Origin of the sequence: Grimontia kaedaensis (assembly GCF_023746615.1) — a bacterium.
GTDB lineage: Bacteria > Pseudomonadota > Gammaproteobacteria > Enterobacterales > Vibrionaceae > Enterovibrio > Enterovibrio kaedaensis.
Genome location: NZ_CP082276.1, coordinates 526373 through 550739 on the forward strand (window position 1 = coordinate 526373; position 24367 = coordinate 550739).

Sequence of the window (24367 nt, forward strand, 5' to 3'; positions counted from 1 at the left end):
GTTGGTTAATAATTTAAATATCTGTTGATGCTTGCTTAGCTATTGGTAATGCTTAAGTCTAATCATAATGAATTTAAATTTAATGTAAACCTAAAGAACTATGCATATTAAGACTAGATATTGAGGCAAGCCTCACATGGAGTTTATGTGGTTCTTATAGGTTTCTCATTCAAAAGAAAAAGGATTTTTATATGAGTATGTTTAGGATAAAAATATATACATTATTGTCTTTATTTCTTGGTATTAACTGTTCGGTTTTTGCTCAGCCTGATGTCCCAACAAATCTGTGGGATTATCCAATCATTGATTCAGTACCAGGGGAAAGAGGGAAGTTTAATAGACCGCACATACCGCCGCTGCTCTTAAGCAATGATGGTAGGCTAGGAGTACGGATAAATCATAAACCCAATAACATGATGACAATGCTATTGCTTGCCCCAGAAAAAATCTCCAATCCATTTTTGGCAAGTAGACCCGGTACTCCAATCATGGCGACATCTAAAAGGGAGCTTAGCCCGGAAAGACTTGGGACAACGAGTACCTTACCAAGTGGGGCATTTTTTATCTGTGAAGATCCCGCGGCTCCCAATCCATTTGTATGTGGAAAAGACAAAGATAAAGATTGTTATGACATTAGCTTGATTGGCCGGGAGGACAATAAAGAAAAAAAAGAATTTAGAATGGTTTCAAATAAGTTAAGAGTTGTTGTAAGTAATCCTAAAACTCCAAGAGCTGCTATTGAAAATATACGATTCTTAGAGGAAAAACCTGTCGTTGGACCACCGATGACTTCATTTTATAATGAACCGAATGTTACTTCAGATGGAATGCTTTTGGTCGCAAAGTTCGGTCGGTGGGTTCACAAAGAATCAGGGGTTAGACAATATAATAGCCCTGTTGGATATGCTTATAATAAAAAGGGAGCCTGTGATGTAACAGGCTGGACAGAAGCACATCCTGCTACACATGCTTACTTCGATCCGGATGTTAATCAGCGATATGGGTTTGCTAAATATCAAATGAGGGATACGGAAGGTAATTTAATCCCTAATGGTGCTGTCCTAGATATAGATCAATATCCATGGGTTGACCCTAAGGGTGATAATATATTTATGGCTCTTGGGGTAGATATGCTCCTTTATTATGATGAAGATAATATTGTTCGCTCTCGTTATCCTGCAAAGTGCTTATCTAATGACAAAAGGCTATGTAATGTAAACGTAAATAGTAGGCCACAGGAAAGCGGTTTTGACCCAGACGACGACCGATTTCTCGATATTGAAAGGTCCACTAATGTGAACCGGAATATCAGCTTCTTTGGGTCATGGACACGAGGCAAGATTGTCACCATGGATAATCTCATTAACTATATGGATTATGGGATGAACTGGCGACATTTACTGGTGAAACTGTATAGACCTGATACATCGACTAAGAATAGTGATAATCCCATCAATCTGACTGGCGAAGTTAAAATGGCGCACAATAAAACCTTTGAAGCATACACGCCACTGGGGTCTGTTTATGAAGGCGCGCAACTTGGTTCAGTCACCAATACTTTCAACTACTTGGAAAACTTAACGCCTAAGACGCCAAGAGATATCGTCTGGTTTTTTAGTAAAGGTAATGGTGGTACTGCTGAGTTAGCTTTTGATGATTTCATCGATCCCAACGTATTTATATACTCACCTATGAACCAGTCTTTTGCCCACAACAATGATCCAAATGGAAAACGTAACGTCTGGCATGATGGTTTTGAGCGCGAAAGAGACAAAATGCACGGAAAAGGATTTGCTAAGAAAGAAGGAACTCTTAATCGCTTTCAGAACCCTTTGAGGATGCAAAATGCCGCAACGCGTGACGCGAGGGCTGCGGCTTTAAACGGGGAAGACGTAAACCAATTGAAGTTCTGGGACCTGCCTCCCTATGGTGAAGTTGTGGGTCGATTCGCACGTGTAGAACCCTATGCGTTGGGTGGTATAGAAGGGAAAGGTTTTTGGATGGATGGGAACAGCCGAGTTATTTATCCAATTCCAGAACAGAATAATCGTGACTTGCAAGAACAGAAAAATTGGTACTATGGCATTTTCATTGACCCAAGAAATTTAAAGGATCAATTGAATCGTACACTCATTTCGTTCCCTGATGGTTCAAAGCTTTCTCTGGTCGGTAGAGACAATATTGATCGTGTCACTATCACGGACCGCAGCGGTCAGAGTGCAGAAAACTGGGTATTACCAAGAACTATATCTCCTGAAGAGTGGGTGCACCTCGGATTTGCTGTTGAGCATTTTGATGGCGGTACGAAAGTCACGCCTTATTTCAATGGTTTTGCTGACAGAGCATTGACTATACAAGGTGAAACTTTGTTGGCTTTGGATGGGGGTAACCTTACGTTGGGTAAACTTACGTTGGGTAAACGAGGCAAAGGTGATGGCTTTATAGGCTGGATTGACGACTTTAAAGTAATTTCCAGAGCTTTGACCCAAGAAGAGTATTGCAATCACGCTCGTGGCACCCTGGTCCGAATCAGAGAAAATGTGCCTTGGAATAGAATTGCAAGTATGTATCCAAGGTCATCACATAAGGCAATTGCTGAACAAGTAGGTGATGATGGATCCGTTAGATATGCCTGTTATGTTAATTACAATGTAGAGCGCGGAGCAAACATGGCCCAAATCCCGAGAGGAACCGAGTCACTGCGTGAGGAAATATTGGATATTCATAGGTTGGCATTCAATGAGGCGCGCCCGGATTCAAGTGAAAATGCGTTCTGTAAATCTTGCCATGTTGAAAGTGATGGGCCGCTGTCGCTTCAAGCGCTGAAATATTTAGGTTTGCCTGCGCAGGAAGACGATCGACGTCAGCCAATGCAACCCAACCCATTAATTTATGGGATTATACCCCCCAATTTGTTCGGTCCTGGTTTACCTGTCCGTAGGATTAATGATGACGTTAGACAGAAAAAACCTAGAGGACACTTCGTTGATGAATGGGTTCTCGACAACAGCCAGTAATGGGACATCTGGAAAAGAACCCAAGATTAAATAAAGCTAATAGAAGCCGCCCTGATGGGGCGGTTTCTTTTATCTCGCTTATACCAAACAACCTGAAGATGCAGGATTCGGCGAATATCTTCAGGTCGTTTGGGTATCTGTCCAGCCTAGCTCTTTCAACGCCCAGCCATCATTCCATATTTTGGTCATATGCGTGACTTTGCCTTCATCAGATAATTGCATCACATACACATAGTGGCTTGCACACTTTTTCCCTGTGGCCGCTACAGGCCCACCTTCTCCACTGTGGATACCGAAAAAGGTGCCAAAGAAAATCGCGGTGTTTTTCTCATGGTCAAAAGCAGAGGTGGTGAGTTCATAATGGCTGCCTGCCATAGGACCGTTGGTGATACCCTGCATCCAATGGGTGTAGTCTTCCAGTGTTTGAATGTCAGTGAGGGCGAAAGCTTGGGAATCAAACCCTGCGTTGGGCTCAGCGAAGCCTTTGCAGGCCTCCCAACCTTTGCCTGATTCACAAGCATGAAAGAACTCGGTTGCGTTTTTAAAAGCAGACATGATTTCTCCTTCAGTTAAATACCACCTGAATATCGGTGTATTCGGCTAATCCTTCTTCTCCAAATTCGACACCCAGACCTGAGCTTTTGACTCCGCCAAACGGTGCGTTGGGCTGGATCATGCCGTGGCGGTTTATCCAGACTGAGCCGCATTCGAGGCGTTTCGCGACATCTGCTGCGGCTTGCGTGTCTGACGACCATACGGAGCCGCCTAAGCCTGAACTGCTGTCATTCGCGGCTTGAATCGCATCTTCAATATCGGTGTAACGGATAATGGGGAGAGCGGGCCCAAATTGCTCCTCATCGACCAGTGAATCGCCATTTTTTAACCCAGAGATAATGGTGGGTGGGAAAAACTGACCGTTTGCGGCTGTACCGCCGAGGTGCACTTTGCCTTTGATTGCCGCTTCCGAGACGAGGCGGCTGACTTTTTCAAACTGAAATGGGGTGCACAGTGGACCAAGAATGGAACCTTCATCCATGCCATCGCCATACGGAACCTGTTTGGCGAATTCCACCAATGCGTCGCATACGTCATCATGGATGCTGTCATGCACGTAAAGGCGCTTAAGCGCGGCGCAGGTTTGCCCATTGTTGATGAAGGCTCCCCAGAAAAGCCCTTCAGCGATGGCGTTTGGATCGGCATCAGGGAGGACGATACCCGCATCGTTTCCGCCCAGTTCGAGGGTGAGCCTTTTCATGGAATCCGCTGCGCTTCGCATGATTGACTTGCCTGTTGCGGTTGAACCGGTGAACACCACCTTACGGACATCAGGGTGTGATGATAGCAATTGTCCCACGCTGTTTTCGTTAGTGTCTTCACCCGCAACGGTATTCACGACGCCGGGTGGCAATACCTGATTCATCAACTCAACGAGCTTTAAAGTGGAAAGTGGGGTGTAGGGGGAGGGTTTGATGACGACGGTATTGCCAGTAACAAGCGCTGGCATGATGTGCCAAATAGCGATGAGTACCGGGAAATTCCAAGGTGTGATGGAGGCGACGACACCCAAAGGCTTACGGTGCAACTCAAGTCGGCCTTCTTCGTTATCTTGTAGTACTTTGACACCTAGATTCAGGCTGGCAGTGTATTCGGCCCATGCGCAAGCGCCACCGATTTCCCAACGGGAGCCCAAGCCATTCAGCGGCTTGCCTTGTTCTTGGGTGATCAGTGTGGCTAAGGCCTCACTGTTATTTTTGATTAGGGTGACGATTTGCTGGCAAAGTGCGACTCGCTCTTCATGTGGAGTTGATGACCACGTTGGGAAGGCGGTTTTTGCGGCGGCGACTGCTGCGTCGACATCTTGTTGATTTGATTGTGGTGCCAGTCCAACAATTTCCTGCGTGGAAGGGTTTAACACCTCAAAGTAGGTATCAGCACTTATGCCTTGCCCATTCACTGTCATTAAATATGGCTTTGTTGGGTTCTCTGTTTCCGTACTCATGTTTCCAATCCTCGTTGATGAGTATGATTACCCCACCTTAGGATGAGTTAACTTGAGTGACTTGGAACAAACCGCCAAACTCATTGGCTATCGGCGACAGTTCACCATCGCGCCCGGTGCCATATCAAAACGCTTGTGGAACTCCTTGTAGAAATAGGAGAGATCGCTGAAGCCGCAGTGGTAGGCCACATTGGTCACTGAGCTATGATCGTCACTTTGAGACATGCCCATTAACAGCGCTTTTGCGTTATCAAGTCGGGTATTGATGAGTTTTCGGGTAGGTGACTCCCCAAGGGATTGAAACTGGCGTTGAAGGGTCCGACTGGATATCCCTAGCTTATCGGCGAGTTGGCAGGCGTCGAAGGTCGGGTCGTTGAAGTTGCGGTCGATCAGAGAGAGTGCCCGTCCAAGTACTCCCTGCTTTTCACGCTCGCTTTGGCTTTTCTGTTTTTCCTTCCCGTCGATGTAAATTCCTAAAAGGTCAAAAGTGGAATCCATCAAGCGGGCGCAGGAGTCTGGCATGCCTTCCTCCATTGATTTTGCTACCACAGCAATAAGCGCGGTCCGTAATGGATCGTCATGCTCCACTATCACGCCACCAGTAATGGCTTTCCCGTATCGGTGGAGCATCTCTTCCCGTGGAAGGTGAATAGAGATTTGTCTAGAGGGATGACCATTCAATATAAAGCGGCTTGGTTGGGTAGAATCGACGACATATATGTCGCCGGGCAACAAGGTGTGCTGCTTGTGATTTTGCTCGACGACGCAGCGACCTTCATCCTGTACCAGCATATAAAGATGATCACCGGGATCTTGTTTAATCATGCGTTCTGACCGTGTTACCTGACCCACATTCATGCAAACATTAATGGCTTCGTAGCGGGACAGCATGAAGGGCTCGAGCGCGCCTTGGAGAGAGGGGGTGTTGGTTTGTTTTGGCTCAAGTGCGTACTGCCCGCATGATGCAGTGATCATGGTTTGTAACTCGTCGAGGTGCACGAGACTTGGCTTGGTTTGGCTCAATCTAAGATGGGATAACACGACAGCCCTCCTTGGTTGCGCGGTTATTCAGATTTTTCTGGTTCGAAATTTGGGTCTATTGAAAAAATTCGAGTCATAAAGGCTAAAGTGAAAATAGTCTTCATGCTATTTGCCTTCGTTATTCATCACAAAAAGTTTACATCCTGTTGGCTGTCTAGCTGTTTCAGTACTGTGCTTCTCAATCACTCTTCTGTCCTTTATTCGTCTGCCACTAACATCTTTTTCCTATAACCTTATGTTTTTAAATGTATTGTATTTGAGGCTGTTTCAAGAGCGAGAATTAACGCATTTATCTTAATGTTAGTTTGTTGTTATGACATGTTACGTTATATGTTAAATATTGTCATTATGTGTATCGTAACGGATTGTGAGGTTGTAATGAAACGAGTGTTTTGGCGAGTAGCAGTAGGTTTGCTTTTCCTGCCTATGAGTGTGATGGCAGAGGTTGAACTTAAGATTGCCACATGGCTTTCCCCAGCAGCGGCGATGAATAAAACCGTGTTGCCAACATGGGGTAAATGGATTGAAGAAGCGACTGAAGGGCGCGTTAAGATTGCTCTGGTCTATGACCTTGGAAGTCCCAACAGTCTGATTGACTTGGTGGAAGATGGCGCGGTAGATGGTGCCTGGACTTACCACGGTTATTTCCCTGGTCAGTTTAAACTGACGAGCCTCGCGGAATTACCTAACCATAATGCCGGATCAGAAGCGGTATCTGTCGCCCATTGGCGGATTCATGAAGATTACCTTGCTGAGGCAGGGGAGCATGATGGCGTTGAATTAGTGGGCGTTTTTACTCATGGCCCAGGCCAGATCCATATGCGTGAACCTTTGGAGAGCCTTGAGGATATCAAAGGCAAAAAAATCCGTGTGGGTGGCGGCATTCAGTCTGCAATCGGTGAGCGCCTTGGTGTTACTGGTGTAGCAGCGCCTGCTAACAAAATTTATGAAATGCTGACGCAAGGTGTTGTAGATGGTGTGTTTAACCCGATGTCGACTAAAACGACGCTGAAACTCCATGAAGTTGCACCTTATACACTGAAGCTGCCTCATGGCATGTATTTGGGCAGTTTCGGTATTTTTCTTAGCGAGGATACGCTTGATGAGCTGTCTAAAAAAGACAGAGACGCCATTATGGCGGTATCTGGCGAGAAACTATCCGCAATGGCGGCGAAAGCATGGGCTGATGCTGACGACTACGCAGAAGGTGTCGCCCGCGAAAAAGGGAACCAGATTGTTGATGCATCCGACCAGGATTTGGCGTATTTCGCTGCGGTCACCCGCGACTTAGATCAGGCTTGGGTTGAGTCAGTCAAAGATCGTGATGTGGATGCCAAAGCCGCTTTGAAAGCATTCCGCGAAGAGGCTCAGGCCTATGGGGTCGGTAATGGTCAGTAATAAAACAGGCATTGGCCAGCATTACTGGTCATTGTTCCAACAAGGATGTTGCTACCTGTTTCCCTTGATGCGTTGGACAAGTGCTTTGGCACTGATAGGCATGATGTTATTAACCGTCCTTGATGTGTTGGGCAGATACCTTCTCGGTACTCCTATTTTGGGTGGCAGCGAATTGACCGGTTTCATGCTGTTGGTATTGGTCATGCTGATGTTGCCATTACTTGTTTTTAAAGATGATCAAATCCGGGTGGATTTACTCACGGATGCGATAAGTCCGTCGTTTGCCAAATGGGTTGAGAGGGTTTACTCCCTTGGCCTCAGTATTGGCTGCATCTATCTGGCGATGAGCGTCCATAAGTTGGGAGCACGTGCTGACAGAAAGCAATTGGTGACAGAGTACTTAGAAATTCCGGCCTCTTGGGCGATGTATGCGATTGCTTTCTGCTTGCTACTGAGTGCTTTTGCCTTTTTGTTCAGAGGGATCTGCTCAACGGCGACCTTAGATAGCCATGTTGAGTCCTTGGAGGGTGAGCGTCATGATTAGTGCCCTGATTGGACTCACGATTGTTTTGCTGTTGTGTGTACTGCGAATGCCTTTGGCTTACGCCATGACACTGGTAGGCGTCGTAGGATATGCCTCTTTACTGGATTTCAATTTCACTGCTGCCTTGACGATCAGTGCCCGCCGAATTGTCGATACCTTACAAGACCCAGCGTTGAGCGTGATCCCCTTGTTTATTTTGATGGGTAACTTAATCAGCCGATCAGGGATGTCTGTTGAATTATTTCGGGCTTCTAATGCGCTGGTGGGACACCACCGCGGTGGTATGGCTATGGCGACCATCACGGCGTGCGGCGGTTTTTCCGCGATTTGTGGATCCAGTCTGGCGACGGCAGCAACGATGGGTCAGGTGGCTATCCCTTCTATGCGTCGGTTCGGTTATGCCGACAGCCTGGCGTCAGCCTGTATTGCTGCTGGGGGGACGCTTGGCATCCTTATTCCTCCCAGCGTGGCATTGATTATCTACGGTATTTTGACAGAACAAAGTATCCGTGAGTTGTTTGCGGCAGGTTTTGTACCGGGGGTGATGGGGATTCTGTTGTATCTGGCTGCGGTGAAGTATGTAGTGTGGCGCTCGCCAGAAGCTGGACCCCGTGGGCACGAAATGACGTCTCAGCAGAAACGGGAGGCCTACAAAGGTATTGCCGGTATTGCTTCTTTGTTCACCATCATTATGGGGGGGACATATCTGGGGATTTTCACGCCCACCGAAGCCGCAGGTATCGGGAGTTTTGGCGCCTTGGTGATCGTTTATCTGCGTGATCTGCTCACTAGAAAGCTGCTGAAAGAAGTTCTTTTTGAAACGGCGGTGATGAGCGCAAAGATATTCTTTGTCGTGCTGGGCGCGTTGATTTTCTCCAACTTTATCAACCGTGCGGGTCTTCCTGAGGGATTGGTGCATTTCCTGACCAATCAGGATCTTCAGCCCATGCTAGTGTTTTTAATGATCATCGTGATTTACCTGATGCTTGGCACTGTGCTCGAAAGTATGTCGATGATGCTGTTGACCGTTCCTGTGTTTTACCCTGTGGTTCAAAGTATGGGCTTTGACCTGATTTGGTTCGGCATTGTGGTCGTGGTGGTCACGGAAATCAGCTTAATTACGCCGCCGGTTGGCATGAATGTTTTTGTGCTGAGCGGTATGTTCAAGGACCTTGATAATCGCACGGTATTTCGCGGTGTGATGCCATTTTGGGTTGCAGATATGGTGAGGCTTTTCGCCATTATTTTCATCCCCGCTTTGGCGCTGGGTTTACCTAATTTTCTTTATGGATAAATTTGTGTAACAGGGGGACGTTGTGAACCTGTCTATGCGAGAAACTCATGCAGTATTCCAGATTGCAGAGTGTTTGAATGCGGGCATGGAATGCTCGGAAATGCGCCAGCAAGTGGGTAAATGCTTGCTGGATCTTCTTGATGCTGATTACTTTGCTTCCTATGTATGGGACGGGCCGCGGTGCGGCTTTTCTCATCGCGTGGCGATAAATATGTCTGACGACAATCTCTCTCACTATGAAAGCTATTTTCAGTATCACGATCCTATTACGCCCAAGCTGCAACAACGTAAACAGGCGACGGCAGTGAGTCAAATCATGCCGCACAGTGCGCTGAAGCAGACGGAGTTCTTCAACGACTTCCTGTCTATTGATGGACTGACTTATGGATTGAACTTCCATGCCCATGATGGTCGCCAGAATATCGGAGATATCAGGATCTGGAGAAGTCGCAGACGCAATGACTTCACCAAAAGAGATGTGGAAATTGTCAACGCAATGGGCGCGGCTTTCACCAATGCCATGAAGCACGCAAGACCTGGTGCTTTTTCGAAAGAAGATGTCAGACCCGATGTTATCCCGGACATCAATGCATCTTCGGGGATGGATGAAGACTTTCTGGTGGAAGAGTATCACCTGACCGCGCGTGAAGTGGACGTGTGTTTAGCGGTGATACAAGGGCTGTCTGATAAGGAAATAGCCCGACGATATAATGTCTCATTCACGACGGTAAGGACTCACATGAAGCATCTTTTTGAAAAGCTCAATGTGAGGGGGAGAACGCAGCTGATTCATAAAGTTCTGACCCACTGATGAGAGATGGATATACCCAAACAACCTGACCTTTTTCCTCAGGTTATTTGGGTATAAGGCGTATCTGAAATAAGCCGGCAGGGTGAGTTATTGGTTTGCAGCCACGATGGCTTGTTCCAGAATTTCTTGTTCGCCGATATGGTTGGCGAGAAGCAACACCAACTTGGCGTTTACCGTCATGACCTCTTCCGGAGGAAGAGAGTTATAAATGTTGGCGAGTGCTGCATAGAATGCATCTCCATCGGTGAAATTCGGCTCGATATTCAATTTCATTGTGCTTCATCCAGTTGGTGACCAAGTGCGCGCTGCATGGCTTCTGTTATGTCGTTAATTGCCGGCTGTCGCCAGCGTGCGGTGATCACCTGATCAGGGCGAAAGAGATAAGCCGTACCTTCAGATAAGTCATATCTCTGGTGGAGCAATCCCTGTGTGTCTGTCAGTTGAGTGATTCCTCGGAGGTTTGCAGATTGCTGATCGTGGCTGATGAGTAGTACCTCTAAATCGGTAATCTTTGCCAGTTCAGCCAGAAGCTTATCCTGTTCTTTACTACCTTTTGCCACCATAATCACGAAATGATTGCCCACCCAATCGAGAAGCCAGGAAGCAACTTCATTTTTGTTTACAGGTGCATCTAGGATTGGACTACCCGGAATCAACACATTATTGAACGTGTCCCTGTCAGGCGTATTTAAGGTTGAATTGCGGTATGTGCAGGGTGTCGATAATCTGCCGCTGTTAATCAGTGGACGCGCAAAAGGGTAGTTTTTTGCCAGTTCCAGTGTCGCATTCCTCAGCACCTTGCTCATGGTACTTTTGGGGGTGATGAAGTCGGTCGCGCGGGTCGAATTCAGGATGTTTTCTTCTGCCGCGAACTGTCGCTCATCATTATAGGTACGAAGCAACAATGGAGAGGCCGTTTGGTTCAGTACCCGGCATAGCTTCCAAGCTAAATTTTCAACAGATTGGACTGCACCGTTTGCGCCGCGTGCACCAAAAGGGCTGACTTGATGTGCTGCATCACCGACAAAAATCACCCGTTTATGGATGAAGTCATCCATCTTCCGACACTGGAAGGTATACACACTAGCCCACTCCAGGTCGAAGTGTTTGTCTGGCCCCAACATGGCTTCGATACGGGGACGAATGTTCTCTTCCCTTTTTTCCCATTCGGGGTCTGCATCCCACCCGAGCTGCAGGTCGATGCGCCAAACGTTGTCGGCCTGACGATGTAATAATGCGGACTGCTCAGGGTGGAAGGGTGGTTCAAACCAAAACCAGCGCTCAGTAGGAAAATCGGCTTTCATGACCACATCAGCGATCAGGAATCTGTCCTGAAAAACCTGTCCTTTACTTTCCAAACCCAGCTTGGTGCGAATAGGGCTGTTTGCGCCGTCCGCAACAATAAGATAATCACAGGAAATCTGATAAGTGCCGTCGGGTGTATCGACGGTTAGAAGGTTGATGTCTGTTTGCGCATCAACAACCTGAACGTTGTTTTTCCAGCGAAGATCGACCTCCGATAGCGTCTCAATCACATCGACCAGATATTCCTCAAAGTAATATTGTTGAAGGTTGATAAAGGCTGGGAGCTTATGGTGTTTTTCAGGTAGTAGGTCGAACTCATAGACCTTTTCGTCACCAAAAAAAACCTTGCCCTTTTTCCATGTGATGCCTTTTGAAACCATCCGCTCTGCGCAGCCATACCGATTCATGATTTCGAGTGTTCGTTTGGCGAAGCAAATGGCCCGCGACCCTACGCTGACAGTGTTGTTGTCATCGAGTATGACGGACTCGACGCCTTGCTTTGCAAGATCAATAGCCATGGATAAGCCCGCTGGCCCGCCACCGATAATCACGACCTTGTGATGGGTCACTGTGCCTGATTGTTGGTCTTTACTCCTCGAATAGGAATAAACCGGATTGGTATAAGTTGATAACATAAAAATCCATCTAAAAATATTCTCATGTAAGAATAAATTTAGAGGTGATTAAACGACAGAATCAAGAAAATGTTGTTTCAATTTTGGGAGGATCTAGCTCTTTGTTAATAAGCTTGCTTTGTCTTAAACTATTAATGCATTGTAAATTAAAGATTTAACCTTGTGTTTTTATCTCTCTCATTGATGAGTGAAGATTTTAGTGTCTTATATTTGATATGATGATGGATATTTGCAAATCTCACGTGAGAGTATTTGCTATCTTGGTTTTAGGAAGTCAATCATGCTAAAGGAACCAATATGGCAACGAAACCATTCGCATCATCCGCCGATTTAGGTGAAAAACAGGAAACACTTGAGGTATTAGCCGAAGGCGTTTACGCGTTAACGGCAGAGGGTGATCCCAATGTAGGCGCGATAGAAGCAGAAGACTTCATTATCGCCTTTGAAGCGAGAGCCACCCCCAAAGCTGCTCAGGACTGGCTGACGATGCTGAGAGAGCATACGGACAAGCCCGTGAAATACTTGGTTTTGTCTCATTACCATGCGGTGAGGGTATTAGGTGCATCAGCTTTTAACGCGGAAACCATCATTGCGCATGAGAGCACGAAAATGCTTATTGAAGAGCGTGGCCAGCAGGATTGGGAAAGTGAATTCGGGCGTATGCCGCGTTTGTTCAGAGAACCTGAGGGCATTCCGGGTTTAACGCACCCGGACGTTGTATTTGACAGCCGCATTGAAATCCCACTTGGAGGTGATCGCGGAAGCTTGGTACTTGAACATTGTGGCCGAGGGCATACTGCAGGAGACATTGTTGCTTGGTTACCCAAGCATAAAATACTGTTTGCAGGGGACTTGGTTGAGGCCCAGGCAGCGCTCTATACTGGCGATGCCTTCCACTTTGACTGGTCATCTCAAACTCTGGATAAAGTGAAGTCATATCAAGCTGATATATTAGTCGGAGGGCGTGGCGCGGTGGCACGGGGTAACGATGCTGTCAATGCTGCGATTGAGCAAACCCGCGGCTTCTTAACGTGTATGTTGGATACCGTCGGAGCAGTGCATAAGCGCGGTGGAACACTGAAAGAAGCATTCGAGGAAACCCACACATTGCTCGCTCCTAAGTTTGGCGCATGGCCGATATTTGAGCATTGCTTACCGTTTGATGTAAAACGATTATGGGACGAATTTGAAGGTAAGGACTGGCCCGAGATCTGGACCGCAGAGAAAGATAGGGAAGTCTGGGACGCTTTACAGGATTAGGAATGACACAGAAAAAACATCGCACATTAATGCTCAACCAGTTTCTTCCTTATCGGATGGTAAATTTGGCTGACGGTATCAGTAACGCCTGCTCGAAAATTTATCGGGAAGAGTTTGATGTTTCTATTCCCGAATGGCGGATTCTTGCTCGGTTGGCTGAGCACGAAAAACTGAACGCCAAAGACATCGGTGATCTCACTTTTATGGATAAATCCCGGGTCTCTCGCGCGGTCAAACTGCTTGAAGAAAAAGGCCTTTTGCTGAAGGTGAAAGACAGCACAGACAACCGTGCGTCATTCCTTTCGCTCAGTGAGTCAGGCCGTAATCTCTATGCGAAAATCGCTCCCAAAGCGCTGGATTGGGAAGCCGAGCTTATTGATGTACTTGATACCGTTGAGTACCGCGACTTCCTTCGCGTGATGGAAAAGTTGGACGCCCGCCTGGAGCAAATGAAAGGTTAGGGTCAGCAGACCCTAGATCCTGCTTATCCTGACTTGTTAACTCTCCACCTTCTGCCGCTTCCTACATAATCCGTTGGTTTGGATATAAGCTTTTAAAGCGAATCGAATGGCCATGGAGTAACGGCTGATGAAGGGTAAAAGCGTTTCAACGACTGAAGATATATTGCAGTTTGTCGCACTGCTCTATCAGGCATCCAGCCATATGCAGCCTGGTGATTTCAAGCAATGGACCATTACCCAGCTTCGCCAGCTTATTCATTTTGACAGCGCATGGTGGGGACGCGCTCTTTTTCCTGAACTCTCTGATACGCCTGAAGTACACGGCAATTCACTGTTTCAATTACCAGAAGATTACTTTGAGCAATGGCAGAAAATTGCTGACTGCGACACCATTGCAGAAAGTCTCTACAACGATGCCACCAGGCCTTTTATGTCAGAGGTTCAGCTCGAAACAATGAGCGGGGCATTGTGTAATTTTCTTTGGCAGCATGATATTCACCAAGTGCTCTCGTTCATGAAAGTCGATCCTGAACTCTTGCTGGATGCCAAAGGGAACATGGGAGAGAGTTTGCTGGTGGATTTTCTCTCGCTGTACCGAAATAGGGAAGGTGAAGCGTTTGAACCGCAAGACGGGAATTGCCTTCGCCTTGTCATGCCCCACATTGTACTTAGCCTCAATCACTGCCTTGAATTCTCGGTGTTGACCAACCAAAGTGCGCAGGCAAACAGCGTATTGGAAGCAGCGATGTTTGACAGTGGGTTTATGCTGAATACACCGTCGATTGGCTTTATTGAGCTGCTCAAACGAGACTACCCGGACTGGGATGGATGCGTTCTACCGGATGAGATTCAACAAAGTGTGCTTGGGAACATCTCTTCATGGAAAGGAAGACATTTCACCCTGACATTTGAATCTATAGACAGTTACTGGTTTTTGCGGGCTTACCCTTCATCTTTGCTATCTGAATTGACCGAAAGGGAAGCACAGGTTGCCGAGCTGTTTGCAAAAGGGAAAACCTACATGGAAATTGCCCAGGAGATTAACCGCGCACCAACGACGGTGCGCAATCACCTGCAGTCTATCTACCTAAAACTTGGCATCAGAAACAAAGTTGAGTTAGTGGAAAAATACCGTTCCCTTATTTGATACATCATTAGGGAAATCCTCTGAAAAAATGTAAAACAATGCATTTGCATCATTCAAGGTTCTGCTTCTAGCTCCTAGCTTGTTGGTTAATCACCTGGCTGAAATGACTGATCAGGTTATCCAAGGAGGAGCAAGATGAGAAAGACTGGATTGGTGACACACGAACTCTACTTCTGGCATAACACCGGAGAAGCCGCTGCTTTTCTGCCACCTGGGCTCACTATTCAACCCGATAAGCATGCGGAGAATGCGGAAACCAAGCGACGCTTGCTTAATCTTCTGAATGTGGCAGGCCTTGCTGATTCTCTAACCACGATTCCCCCGCGACTAGCTAATAATAACGACTTGCTTAGTTTTCACACTCAAGCCTACATCGATAGCATTCGCGAAATGAGTGATGCCAATGGCGGTGATGCTGGCGAGCTTACTCCCTTTGGCCCAGGTAGTTACGAAATAGCCCTGATGAGCTTAGGAGGTTGTTTAGAGGCTATGGATCGGATGATGGAAGGGCACGTCGACAATGCGTATTGCTTGGTTCGTCCGCCGGGTCATCATGCTGAATCTGAAATGGGGCGCGGGTTTTGTATTTTTGGCAATGGCGTTATCACGGCGAATTACGCCCGGGATGTCCACGGTATTGGGCGTATAGCCATCGTTGATTGGGATGTTCACCATGGTAACAGCCAGCAAGGCGCTTTCTATCAAGACTCAGGTGTGCTCACTATCTCCATTCATCAAGATAACTTTTACCCACCGATGTCTGGTGCATTGGAAGAACGCGGTGAGGGTGAGGGTGAAGGCTACAACATCAACGTTCCTTTACCTCCGGGCTCTGGTGATGGGGCTTATCGCAAGGCCTTTGAAGATGTTGTACTTCCTGCACTGGAGGCTTATCAACCTGACTTGATCATTGTGTCATCCGGTTTTGATGGCAGTGCGATTGACCCGCTTGGCCGCAATATGGCGACGAGCGAAACCTACAGATACATGACCGAGTCTTTGGTGGCTGCCGCGGAGAAGCTCTGTCACGGTCACTTACTATGTATTCATGAAGGCGGCTACTCCACAGCCTATGTGCCGTACTGTGGTTTGGCAGTCATGGAGGCGTTAAGCGGCTTGAAAACGGAGCTTGAAGACCCCTTCTTACCGATTGTTGGCGGAATGGGTGGGCAGGAATGCCAACCCCATCAGGCAGCATTAATCGCTTGGGTCGCTGAGTCTGCGCCACTACTAAAACGGTAGGCCCCCAACAGCGGATTGCCTGCAATCCGCTGTTCTATTGTCGTTGACCTCCAACGGGTCTGACGCCCAGTACCAAGAAGAGAAACCCTTCAACCTTTAAGGTGAAAACACGCTGAAAGTGAAAAGGATGAAAGGAGATAAGAGATGATGATAAGAAGGATTGTATTTCTACCTCTTGCTTTGGTGGCATTGCTATCGATGCCATTGAGTGCCCACCCGCTGGATGGCCTGATGGCCGAAGAATATAAATCGATACAAAGTATTCTGAGTGGTTCTGAGCTGGCTGACGAGAATACGCTGTTTCCTCTCATTGATTTAAAAGAGCCGCCAAAAGAGAAAGTTCTGGCGTGGAAAAAAGGCCAACCGTTGGATAGACGCGCAACGGTGGTGATGACTGGACCTGAAGGTTTTTATGAAGCGGTAGTGAACATTACTCAGAAGGAAGTAGAGTCTAATCAACTTATCAAGGGCAGCGGTCAACCCATGATCCTGTTTGAAGAGTTTATTGGTGCATTGACCGGCGCGACTTCTCATCCAGACATGGAAAAAGGGTTAGCCAAACGTGGTTTAAAACCAGACGATGTCTTTTGTCTTCCTCTAACCGCAGGTAATTTCTTCACAGAAGCCTTTGAAAACTCGCGCCTGATGAAGGTGCCATGTTATGTCCTTCCTAGCGGTTCAAATTACTACGCTAAGCCTATTGAGGGCTTATTTGCCACCTATGACATTGGCAAAAAAGAAGTCGTAGAAATCAGTGATACTGGCGCAGTACCGCTTCCCACCGACGACTGGGGTTACACCGAGGAAGAAGTGGCGAAAAGAGTTTCACTAAGACCCAAGACAAATCCGGCTGTTGTTACTCAGAAAGGCAAACCGAACTACACCCTCGATGGTAGTCACCTTGAATGGGACATCTGGCGTTTGAATTTCCGTACCGAGAAACGTGCGGGTTTGGTCGTCTCGAACATTGATGTTAACGATCAGGGCATCTGGCGGCCCATTATTTATCAGGCGCATTTGTCAGAAGTGTTTGTACCCTATATGGACCCGACAGAAGGCTGGTACTGGCGTACCTATATGGATAGCGGTGAGTACGGGTTTGGGCTGTTTATGACACCACTTGAGGCCGGCATTGATTGCCCGGTTTATGCGACGTTCTTACCCGCAATGATTGCGGATGACCAAGGTAATCCACTCGAAATTCCTAACGCGATTTGTATTTTTGAGCGCAATATTGGCGATCCTGCATGGCGTCATTACGAAGTCTTTGAGCAAGGTCCAGATAAGTTTGTCCCTGCCGAAGGGCGTCCTGAAACGGAATTGGTGATTCGCACTGCATCTGAAGTGGGTAACTACGACTACCTGATTGACTACCGTCTGAAACAAGATGGCCAACTGTATGTCAAAGTCGGCGCATCCGGTCTTGATGCGGTAAAAGGGGTAGCCTCGGTGAGCACTGACAGCGAAACCTATGAGGAGGATACCCGCTACGGTACCCTGATTGCCCCAAATTTAGTCGCGGCGAATCATGATCATTACTTCAATTTCCGCATTGATTTCGATATCGACCAACCGATGAACCATGCAGCAACCATGGACATTGTTCCTGCTTCAGTTGACCCTTCTGTGCCGCGACGCTCAATGTGGGAAGTGAAACACACCATGCTCGACTCTGAGCTGGATGCGAGATACAAAACCTCAACCGCTAAGCCAAGATACTTGCATATCAGCAATGCAAAACGCGACGGGTATCTGGGGCATAAACCAGGCTACATGCTACACCATGGCTCGGTGGCTTATGGGCCATTCGATTTTGAAAATGATCCGCCGATGAGGCGAAATGCTTACATCCAATATGCCGTTTGGAACACGGTTTATGATCCGGACCAGCGCTACGCCGGAGGCAAATATGCTGTGCAAAGTGATGGCTCGGACACGTTGGCAGAGTGGGTGAAAGAAGACCGCTCCCTGATGAATGCAGATATCGTGACTTGGTTTACGGCTGGCTTTCATCACATCCCAAGAATGGAGGATTGGCCTGTGATGTCCACTGAGTGGAAAACGGTACACATCATGCCACACAATTTCTTTGCCCATAATCCAGCGCTGACAATCCGCAATACAGAAATACCTTCTGAGAAGTAATTGAGTTCACGTCTTTGCCGCCATCCTCATTGTTGAGGATGGCGGTTTTTTCTTGCTCGTCTCATGCTGAGAGGGAAAAGAAGCATAATTCTCAGGAGCAAGAGATGACGGATAAGAGAGATGTACCGTTTACGTTAGAAAAGCTGCAGGCAGCATTTAAATCGGGTGAGTTAACCTGCGAATCCTACATCGACGCGGTTATCGAGCGCGCGGAAAGTCTGAAACACCTTAACGCTTTTATTACGGTTGACTGGGAGATGCTTCGAAAGGCAGCGAGGGACGTTGACCAGAGTGGAAAAGCAGGTGAAGGGCTCAATGGCATCCCTCTTTGCTTCAAGGATAACATTCAGACTGGTGTTCTTGCTGCGTCTGCTGCGACTAAAGCATTAGCGGGAAATATCAGCAGTGCTTCCGTCGTGGCTGAGCGGCTGTTGAACAGTGGTGCCTTAGTGGGTGGCATGGGAAACATGCACGAGCTGGCCTTTGGTATTACGACTAACAATGGATATAGCGGCGCGTCGAAAAACCCGTGGAATACCGAGCGGATCCCTGGTGGATCCAGCGGTGGTGTCGCTGTGGCGATTGCAGCTGGCATTATGCCAGCAGGTATTGGAACGGACACAGGAGGCTCCGTAAGGTTACCTTCTGCACTCTGTGGGATCGTTGGCTTTAGACCCTCTATGATGCGCTATCCATCAGAAGGGCTGGTACCTGTCAGCCATACCCGGGATACGGCGGGTCCAATGGCGAACACTGTCAAGGATTGCCGAATCTTGGATGCCATCATGGCGGGTAAAAACGATTCCGCCATTGATGAAGTAGCGAGTCTTTCTTCTATCAAGCTGGGTGTTCCCCGAGGCTATTTCTTTGACAATCTAGACCCTGAAGTCGGCAGATTATCTGAAGATGCCTTAAAGAAACTTTCTGATGCGGGCGTGACCTTGGTGGAGGCGGATATTCCCAATGTTGGTGAACTTGATGAAGCCTGCAGTTTCCCGATTGCGCTTTATGAATTTATGCAGGACTTACCTGCCTATCTTACCGCTCATGCGCCACATATCAGTATTAAAGACGTCGCTGATCATGCTTTAAGCCCTGATGTGAGTGGATTAATGGCCTCCCTGATGTCTGATGGCGCAATGCCAGAATCCGTGTATCGAGAAGCTGTTAATGTGGTTCGTCCTAAACTCCAACAAACCTACGCAGACTATTTCTCGAAGCAAGGCGTGGATGCTGTCATCTTCCCAACCACTGTGCTGCCTGCCGCGCCTATTGGTGATGATGAAACCGTTGAGCTTAATGGCGAACGCCTACCTACCTTTCCAACTTTTATTCATAACACTGATCCAGGCAGCAATGCAGGTATTCCAGGAATAAGCCTGCCCATTGGCCTAACCCATGACGGCTTGCCTGTTGGTATCGAAATTGATGGACCTTTCAACAGCGATGACCGGTTGCTATCGATCGCGGAAGCGCTGGAGTCAGTCTTCAACTTTATGCAACGCCCCTGATCCACTCTTCATAGATGTAAGGAACACAACAATGAAAAGACGCGAATTTTTAACTTCGTCGATGAGTGCTGCGCTGCTGGCAGCGATTGCACCGACTTTTGTCTCAACCCGGGCTCTCGCTGCGGAGACAGTTAAACTCGGTGTGATGATTCCCCAATCAGGCCCCGCTGGTCTGTTTGGCCCCTCTTGTAAAAACTGCACAGAAATGGCGGTTGAAGAAATCAATAAGTCGGGTGGCATTTTAGGCAAGCAGGTTGAAGTGTTTTATGCCGATGCTGGTGGTTCTCCTTCCGATGCGCTGAAAAATGCGGTGCGCCTGTACAAAGGCGAAAAAGTGGATGCGTTTATTGGCATGCATGACAGTGCTGTGCGAGGTGCACTCACCAACTTGTTCAAAGGCGAGGTGCCTTACATCTATACGCCAATCTATGAAGGTGGTGAATGCACAGAGGGAACTTATGTACTCGGTGAGACTCCTGCGCAGCAATTGGCGCCGGTCATTCCTTGGTTGGCAAAAAACAATAAGGTCAGTAAATGGTATTTGATTGGTAATGATTACAACTGGCCACGTGATTCGAATGCTGCGGCTAAAGAATACATTAAAGCAGCAGGTGGTGAGGTAGTCGGTGAAGAATATCTGCCATTTTCAGCCGATAACTTCGACTCCAGCTTGGCAAAAATCAAAGCCAGTGGCGCTGATGCAGTACTGATCACTTTGGTTGGTGGTGCATCTGTGAGCTTTAACCGCGCATTTGCAAACTTCGGTTTGGACAAGCAAGCCCTGCGATTGGGCACCCTAATAGAAGAAAATACCCTAGCAGGTATTGGGGCAGAAAATGCTGCAAGACTTTACTCTTCATCAGGTTATTTTCAGAACATTAACTCGCCAAAAGCCGCCGCATTTGCTGAGCGCTACTACGAAAAGTTTGGCAGTGATGCACCTGCACTCAATGCATTAGGTGAGTCCTGCTATGACGGTGTCTATCTCTTCAAAGCCTTGGCAAACGAAGCAAAAGGCGTAGCGGCTAAAAAAATTGCCAGCGCTTCTGAGGGCGCGTCATTTTCTTCTCCTCGCGGGAACATGACGTTGACGAAGGGACATGTTGATAAAGATATCTATCTTGCGGAAGCCGTAGACGGCAGATTCCGCGTTGTTGAAACCTTTGAAAACGTGCCTAGCGGCAGTACCTGCAGTTAAAGGAGAGAGTGACGCACATGGATGTGTTGACCTTGTATATTTTGAACGTCATCTACAGCCTCTCAGTGTTGGCGTTAGTTGCAACAGGCCTTGCCGCTGTGTTCGGACTACTAGGTGTGATGAACATGGCGCATGGTGAGTTTGTCATGCTTGGCGCTTATAGCGCGCTGCTCGCAAGTCAATGGTCACTGCCTTGGCCTGCGGGCCTTTTTTTGGCTGTCATTGTGAGTGCTTTAGTCGGTGCACTAATGGAAAAGGGCCTCATCAGGCACCTTTATCAGCGACCGTTTGATACCTTGTTGGCAACTTGGGGTGTTGCCATGCTCATCCGAAAAGCAATTGAAGCTCTTTTTGGTAGGGAGTACCAAAACGTACCTCAATACTTGCCGGGCACCGTCGATGTTGTTGGTGTTGATTACCCAGTTTATCGATTGCTCTTGGTGGTGTTGATTGCCGCCTTGATGACAGGCATCTACCTGTGGTTCAGAAAAAGCCCTGCCAGCCTCAAAATTCGTGCGATGGTTGACAACCCTGCACTGGCGCAGGCTGTCGGAATAAACACTGAACGCGTTGCCTTTTACACGTTTGTTTTCGGTGTCAGTACGGCAGGGCTCGCCGGTGCATTGATTGCACCTCTGGTGAGGGTCGACCCCTACATGGGGCTGGATTACTTGCTCTCCTCATTTTTCGCCCTTGTGATTGGCGGCCTCGGCAGCGTGGAAGGCCTGATTCTGGGAAGCGGCATGATTGGCGGCTTAGATCAGTCCCTCTCCAACCTGTTCGACAAGGTCGTTGGCTATACAGGTGTGCTTCTGCTGTCGATTTTCTTTTTATGGTGGAAACCCAATGGCATCATTTCGCAACGTTAATTTTTACGCGCTCGCGTTTATCTTCGCACTGCCTCTGTTTATCGATAGCTTTACTGCATATGAGGTTGGTCTCTATTTAATCTTCGGACTCGCAGCACTGAGCGTTGCGTCTTGTTGGGGGCAGGCAGGTTTCTTACCGCTTGGCCAAGCAGCTTTCTTTGGATTGGGCGCGTATCTTTATGGTTATGTGAATGTTGAGCAGGCATCGGTGTTCAGTGTCGTAGAAGGACTGTTTTTGGCACTTCTGATACCGGCGCTATTAGCTTTAGCGTTGGGGAAACTGGTGTTCTCACGTACTTCGAGTTCTGGCCCCTATTTTTCGTTGATCACACTAGCGATTGCCATGTTGGCAACGCAACTGGCGTTGGTTTTTGATGGCCTCACTGGCGGGTTTAACGGACTTAACGGCATTAATGATATTCCCGGGACAGACCGTTACGAAAACCTGTATTGGGTGATTGCGGGCGCAGTGGCAGTTGTGCTGTTGTCCCTTCAGTATTTAGAAAACACGCCATTCGGACTTTTGCTTAATGCCATCCGTGATAATGAACAGCGTGTTGACCTCCTGGGTTACAAAAGTGACCAACTGAAAAGTATTGTCTTTGCGATAAGTGCTGCGGTTTCTGGGTTGGCGGGTGCGTTGTACAGTGTCCATCAGGGTATCGTTACGCCACAGGCACTGGGCTTTTTCCTCTCGGCGGAGTTTGTTATCTGGGCTGCAGTGGGAGGACGTTTTACGCTAGTTGGTCCTATTGCTGGTGCTTTGGTGATGGGAATGGTGTCCAGTGAGTTGAAAGCGTCCTTCCCTTACTGGGAAGTGATAGTCGCATCTATTTTCATTGTTGTGGTGCTCTTTTTACCAAAGGGTTTACTAGGTTGGTTGCCCGCGACGAAAAAGCGTATTGAGGAAGACAAGTCAGATGATGAACCTAATGCCTGCTCGCCTGAACGGCGCGTGACGCTCGCCATCAATGATGTCTCCGTATCGATAGGAGCAGTTAATATTCTATCGTCCTTGGATATGAGGTTGGGTGAAAAGGGTATTCAGTGCCTAATCGGCCCAAACGGCGCAGGAAAAACATCGGCATTCAACACTATGACTGGCGTGCTGCCGCTTTCTTCCGGAACGCTTGTATGGAATGGAGAACGCTTTAGTCCACGTAAGCCTTATGACGCTGCACGTCAGGGTATAGGTCGGAAATTACAAATTCCTTGTGTGTTCCCATCGCTAAGCGTTGAAGAGAATATTCATTTGGCGATGTGGGCAAGCCGTTCGAATAAGAAATCATTATTCCGAATCGCCAAATATGGAAAACGTTCTGCATCTTTAAACGCGCTTTACGAGGCGATGCCATTTCTTGAAGAGGGTGAAGTCTTGGCCGGATCGCTATCGGTAGGGCAACGTCAAATGCTGGACTTTACGATGACCTGTCTTGCTGAACCTGACTTGCTATTGCTCGATGAACCCTGTGCGGGACTCTCACCTGTCGAGACAAAAAACCTCATCGACATCATCAAAAATTACATCGCCAGAGAGAGAAAACCCTGCGTGATTATCGAGCATGACATGCAAGTGGTGGAGAAATTGGCTGACGAAGTGCTGGTGATGAATCAAGGTTCTATGTTGTGTTTTGGCAGCTTTGACTATGTTCGCGAGAACGAAGACGTACGAGCGATATACACAGGAGGAACCAAGTAATGTCAGAAGAAATTCTGAGTGTGAAAGGTCTTTCTGGCGGATATGGTGATATCACGATCGTCAGGGATGTGAACTTTTCAATTGGGAAAGGAGAGGTTGTGTGCCTTGCTGGTCGTAATGGCGTAGGGAAAACGACTCTGATGAAGCTGTTATCTGGCTCTTTGCCCCCTGTTACTGGCCAAATATCTCTGAATGAAAACGATGTTTCGAGCTTGAGTGCCTTTGAGCGACAGCAAAAGCAAATTAGTCACGGATTGCAAGAACAGTCGGTATTTGGTGGATTGACTGTTCGGGATAACCTTTCTTTGACAGGAAAATGGGGTAAAAGCCCACTCGTAGAGCGCCTTCTTGAGGCCTTTCCAATCATAGAAAAGCGCTATGACGTACAGGCTGGAAAATTGTCGGGTGGCGAGAGGAAGTTGGTCTCTTTTTGCCGAGCTGTTGTCGAAGATGGATTGATGACATTACTTGATGAGCCAACAGAGGGGGTACAGCCCGAAAATATCGAGCGAATGGGAGAGGTTATTCTCGAACAAGCCAAACAAGGAAGAAGCTTCATTGTGGCAGAGCAGAATCTCTCACTGATTGAGCAAATCGCTGATGCCTGTTGGGTAATGGACCATGGGGAGTTGAAGTCTCTTTTCCCTGCTTCTCCAAATTTAAGGGAGCGTATTGTCGGTGAGCTTCTCATTTAATGGTGCCATCAATACTAAAGTTGGCCTTCTTTGTTCTTCAATAAGTGAAACATTAAAAAATACTAGAAACTTACGAGTAGGCACCTAGCCAAAGTT

General features: G+C 47.6%; 20 protein-coding genes. 15 read left to right on the forward strand and 5 right to left on the reverse strand.

The features are described 5' to 3' along the window. Positions 1–191: 191 nt before the first annotated feature. Complete coding sequence (locus K6Q96_RS19230; protein ID WP_251881989.1) at positions 192–3017, forward strand: LamG domain-containing protein; 2826 nt, start codon at positions 192–194, stop codon at positions 3015–3017. A 120-nt stretch (positions 3018–3137) separates the two neighbouring features. On the opposite strand, the gene K6Q96_RS19235 is transcribed toward K6Q96_RS19230, so the two are convergent. The 3 genes from K6Q96_RS19235 to K6Q96_RS19245 all read right to left on the reverse strand — a co-directional run bounded on the left by K6Q96_RS19235 (position 3138) and on the right by K6Q96_RS19245 (position 6057). Continuing rightward, a complete protein-coding gene (locus K6Q96_RS19235; RefSeq protein WP_251881991.1) occupies positions 3138–3572 on the reverse strand; it encodes a hypothetical protein in 435 nt (144 codons plus the stop codon). A gap of 10 nt (positions 3573–3582) precedes the next feature. Further along, positions 3583–5016 carry an aldehyde dehydrogenase family protein gene (locus tag K6Q96_RS19240; protein ID WP_251881993.1) on the reverse strand — a complete coding sequence of 478 codons (1434 nt, stop codon included), beginning with the start codon at positions 5014–5016 and terminating at the stop codon, positions 3583–3585. Between the two features lie 87 nt (positions 5017–5103). Continuing rightward, on the reverse strand, positions 5104–6057 hold the full coding sequence (locus K6Q96_RS19245) for a helix-turn-helix domain-containing protein (protein WP_251881995.1): 954 nt from the start codon (positions 6055–6057) through the stop codon (positions 5104–5106). Between the two features lie 378 nt (positions 6058–6435). Here K6Q96_RS19245 and K6Q96_RS19250 point away from each other — a divergent pair, with 378 nt between their 5' ends. The 4 genes from K6Q96_RS19250 to K6Q96_RS19265 are packed head-to-tail and all read left to right on the forward strand — an operon-like array spanning position 6436 to position 10104. Continuing rightward, on the forward strand, positions 6436–7455 hold the full coding sequence (locus K6Q96_RS19250; protein WP_251881997.1) for a TRAP transporter substrate-binding protein: 1020 nt from the start codon (positions 6436–6438) through the stop codon (positions 7453–7455). After that, positions 7445–7999: a TRAP transporter small permease gene (locus tag K6Q96_RS19255; RefSeq protein ID WP_251881999.1), complete on the forward strand. Its 555-nt coding sequence runs from the start codon at positions 7445–7447 to the stop codon at positions 7997–7999. Before K6Q96_RS19250 ends, K6Q96_RS19255 begins: the two co-directional genes overlap by 11 nt. Continuing rightward, positions 7992–9293: a TRAP transporter large permease gene (locus tag K6Q96_RS19260; RefSeq protein WP_251882001.1), complete on the forward strand. Its 1302-nt coding sequence runs from the start codon at positions 7992–7994 to the stop codon at positions 9291–9293. The genes K6Q96_RS19255 and K6Q96_RS19260 overlap by 8 nt, the downstream gene beginning before the upstream one ends. A 22-nt stretch (positions 9294–9315) precedes the next feature. Further along, positions 9316–10104 (forward strand): response regulator transcription factor, encoded by a 789-nt coding sequence (locus K6Q96_RS19265; protein ID WP_251882003.1) that lies wholly within the window; start codon positions 9316–9318, stop codon positions 10102–10104. Between the two features lie 87 nt (positions 10105–10191). Here K6Q96_RS19265 and K6Q96_RS19270 read toward each other — a convergent pair whose 3' ends face one another. After that, the gene (locus tag K6Q96_RS19270) at positions 10192–10377 is read right to left on the reverse strand and encodes a DUF2783 domain-containing protein (protein WP_046303168.1); all 186 of its coding nucleotides are present in this window, start codon (positions 10375–10377) and stop codon (positions 10192–10194) included. Further along, positions 10374–12044, reverse strand: a complete 1671-nt coding sequence (locus K6Q96_RS19275; RefSeq protein ID WP_251882005.1) for an FAD-dependent oxidoreductase — start codon at positions 12042–12044, stop codon at positions 10374–10376. Before K6Q96_RS19275 ends, K6Q96_RS19270 begins: the two co-directional genes overlap by 4 nt. A gap of 297 nt (positions 12045–12341) precedes the next feature. On the opposite strand from K6Q96_RS19275, the gene K6Q96_RS19280 reads away from it, so the two are divergent. The 10 genes from K6Q96_RS19280 to K6Q96_RS19325 all read left to right on the forward strand — a co-directional run bounded on the left by K6Q96_RS19280 (position 12342) and on the right by K6Q96_RS19325 (position 24271). After that, complete coding sequence (locus K6Q96_RS19280; RefSeq protein WP_251882007.1) at positions 12342–13304, forward strand: MBL fold metallo-hydrolase; 963 nt, start codon at positions 12342–12344, stop codon at positions 13302–13304. Between the two features lie 2 nt (positions 13305–13306). Continuing rightward, positions 13307–13765: a MarR family winged helix-turn-helix transcriptional regulator gene (locus tag K6Q96_RS19285; protein WP_251882009.1), complete on the forward strand. Its 459-nt coding sequence runs from the start codon at positions 13307–13309 to the stop codon at positions 13763–13765. Between the two features lie 127 nt (positions 13766–13892). After that, complete coding sequence (locus tag K6Q96_RS19290) at positions 13893–14912, forward strand: response regulator transcription factor (RefSeq protein ID WP_251882011.1); 1020 nt, start codon at positions 13893–13895, stop codon at positions 14910–14912. A 135-nt stretch (positions 14913–15047) separates the two neighbouring features. After that, positions 15048–16154, forward strand: coding sequence for a class II histone deacetylase (locus K6Q96_RS19295; RefSeq protein ID WP_251882013.1), 1107 nt, complete (start codon positions 15048–15050; stop codon positions 16152–16154). 144 nt (positions 16155–16298) lie between these two features. Beyond that, positions 16299–18299 (forward strand): copper amine oxidase, encoded by a 2001-nt coding sequence (locus tag K6Q96_RS19300; RefSeq protein ID WP_251882015.1) that lies wholly within the window; start codon positions 16299–16301, stop codon positions 18297–18299. Positions 18300–18403: 104 nt separating this feature from the next. Further along, positions 18404–19810: an indoleacetamide hydrolase gene (gene iaaH / locus K6Q96_RS19305; protein ID WP_251882017.1), complete on the forward strand. Its 1407-nt coding sequence runs from the start codon at positions 18404–18406 to the stop codon at positions 19808–19810. Positions 19811–19841: 31 nt separating this feature from the next. Next, entirely contained in the window at positions 19842–21008 is a 1167-nt protein-coding gene (locus K6Q96_RS19310) for a substrate-binding domain-containing protein (protein ID WP_251882019.1), read from the forward strand. A gap of 17 nt (positions 21009–21025) precedes the next feature. Then, the gene (locus K6Q96_RS19315; RefSeq protein ID WP_251882020.1) at positions 21026–21877 is read left to right on the forward strand and encodes a branched-chain amino acid ABC transporter permease; all 852 of its coding nucleotides are present in this window, start codon (positions 21026–21028) and stop codon (positions 21875–21877) included. Continuing rightward, on the forward strand, positions 21855–23576 hold the full coding sequence (locus K6Q96_RS19320; protein WP_251882022.1) for a branched-chain amino acid ABC transporter ATP-binding protein/permease: 1722 nt from the start codon (positions 21855–21857) through the stop codon (positions 23574–23576). Before K6Q96_RS19315 ends, K6Q96_RS19320 begins: the two co-directional genes overlap by 23 nt. Continuing rightward, complete coding sequence (locus tag K6Q96_RS19325) at positions 23576–24271, forward strand: ATP-binding cassette domain-containing protein (RefSeq protein WP_251882024.1); 696 nt, start codon at positions 23576–23578, stop codon at positions 24269–24271. The genes K6Q96_RS19320 and K6Q96_RS19325 overlap by 1 nt, the downstream gene beginning before the upstream one ends. Positions 24272–24367: the final 96 nt, after the last annotated feature.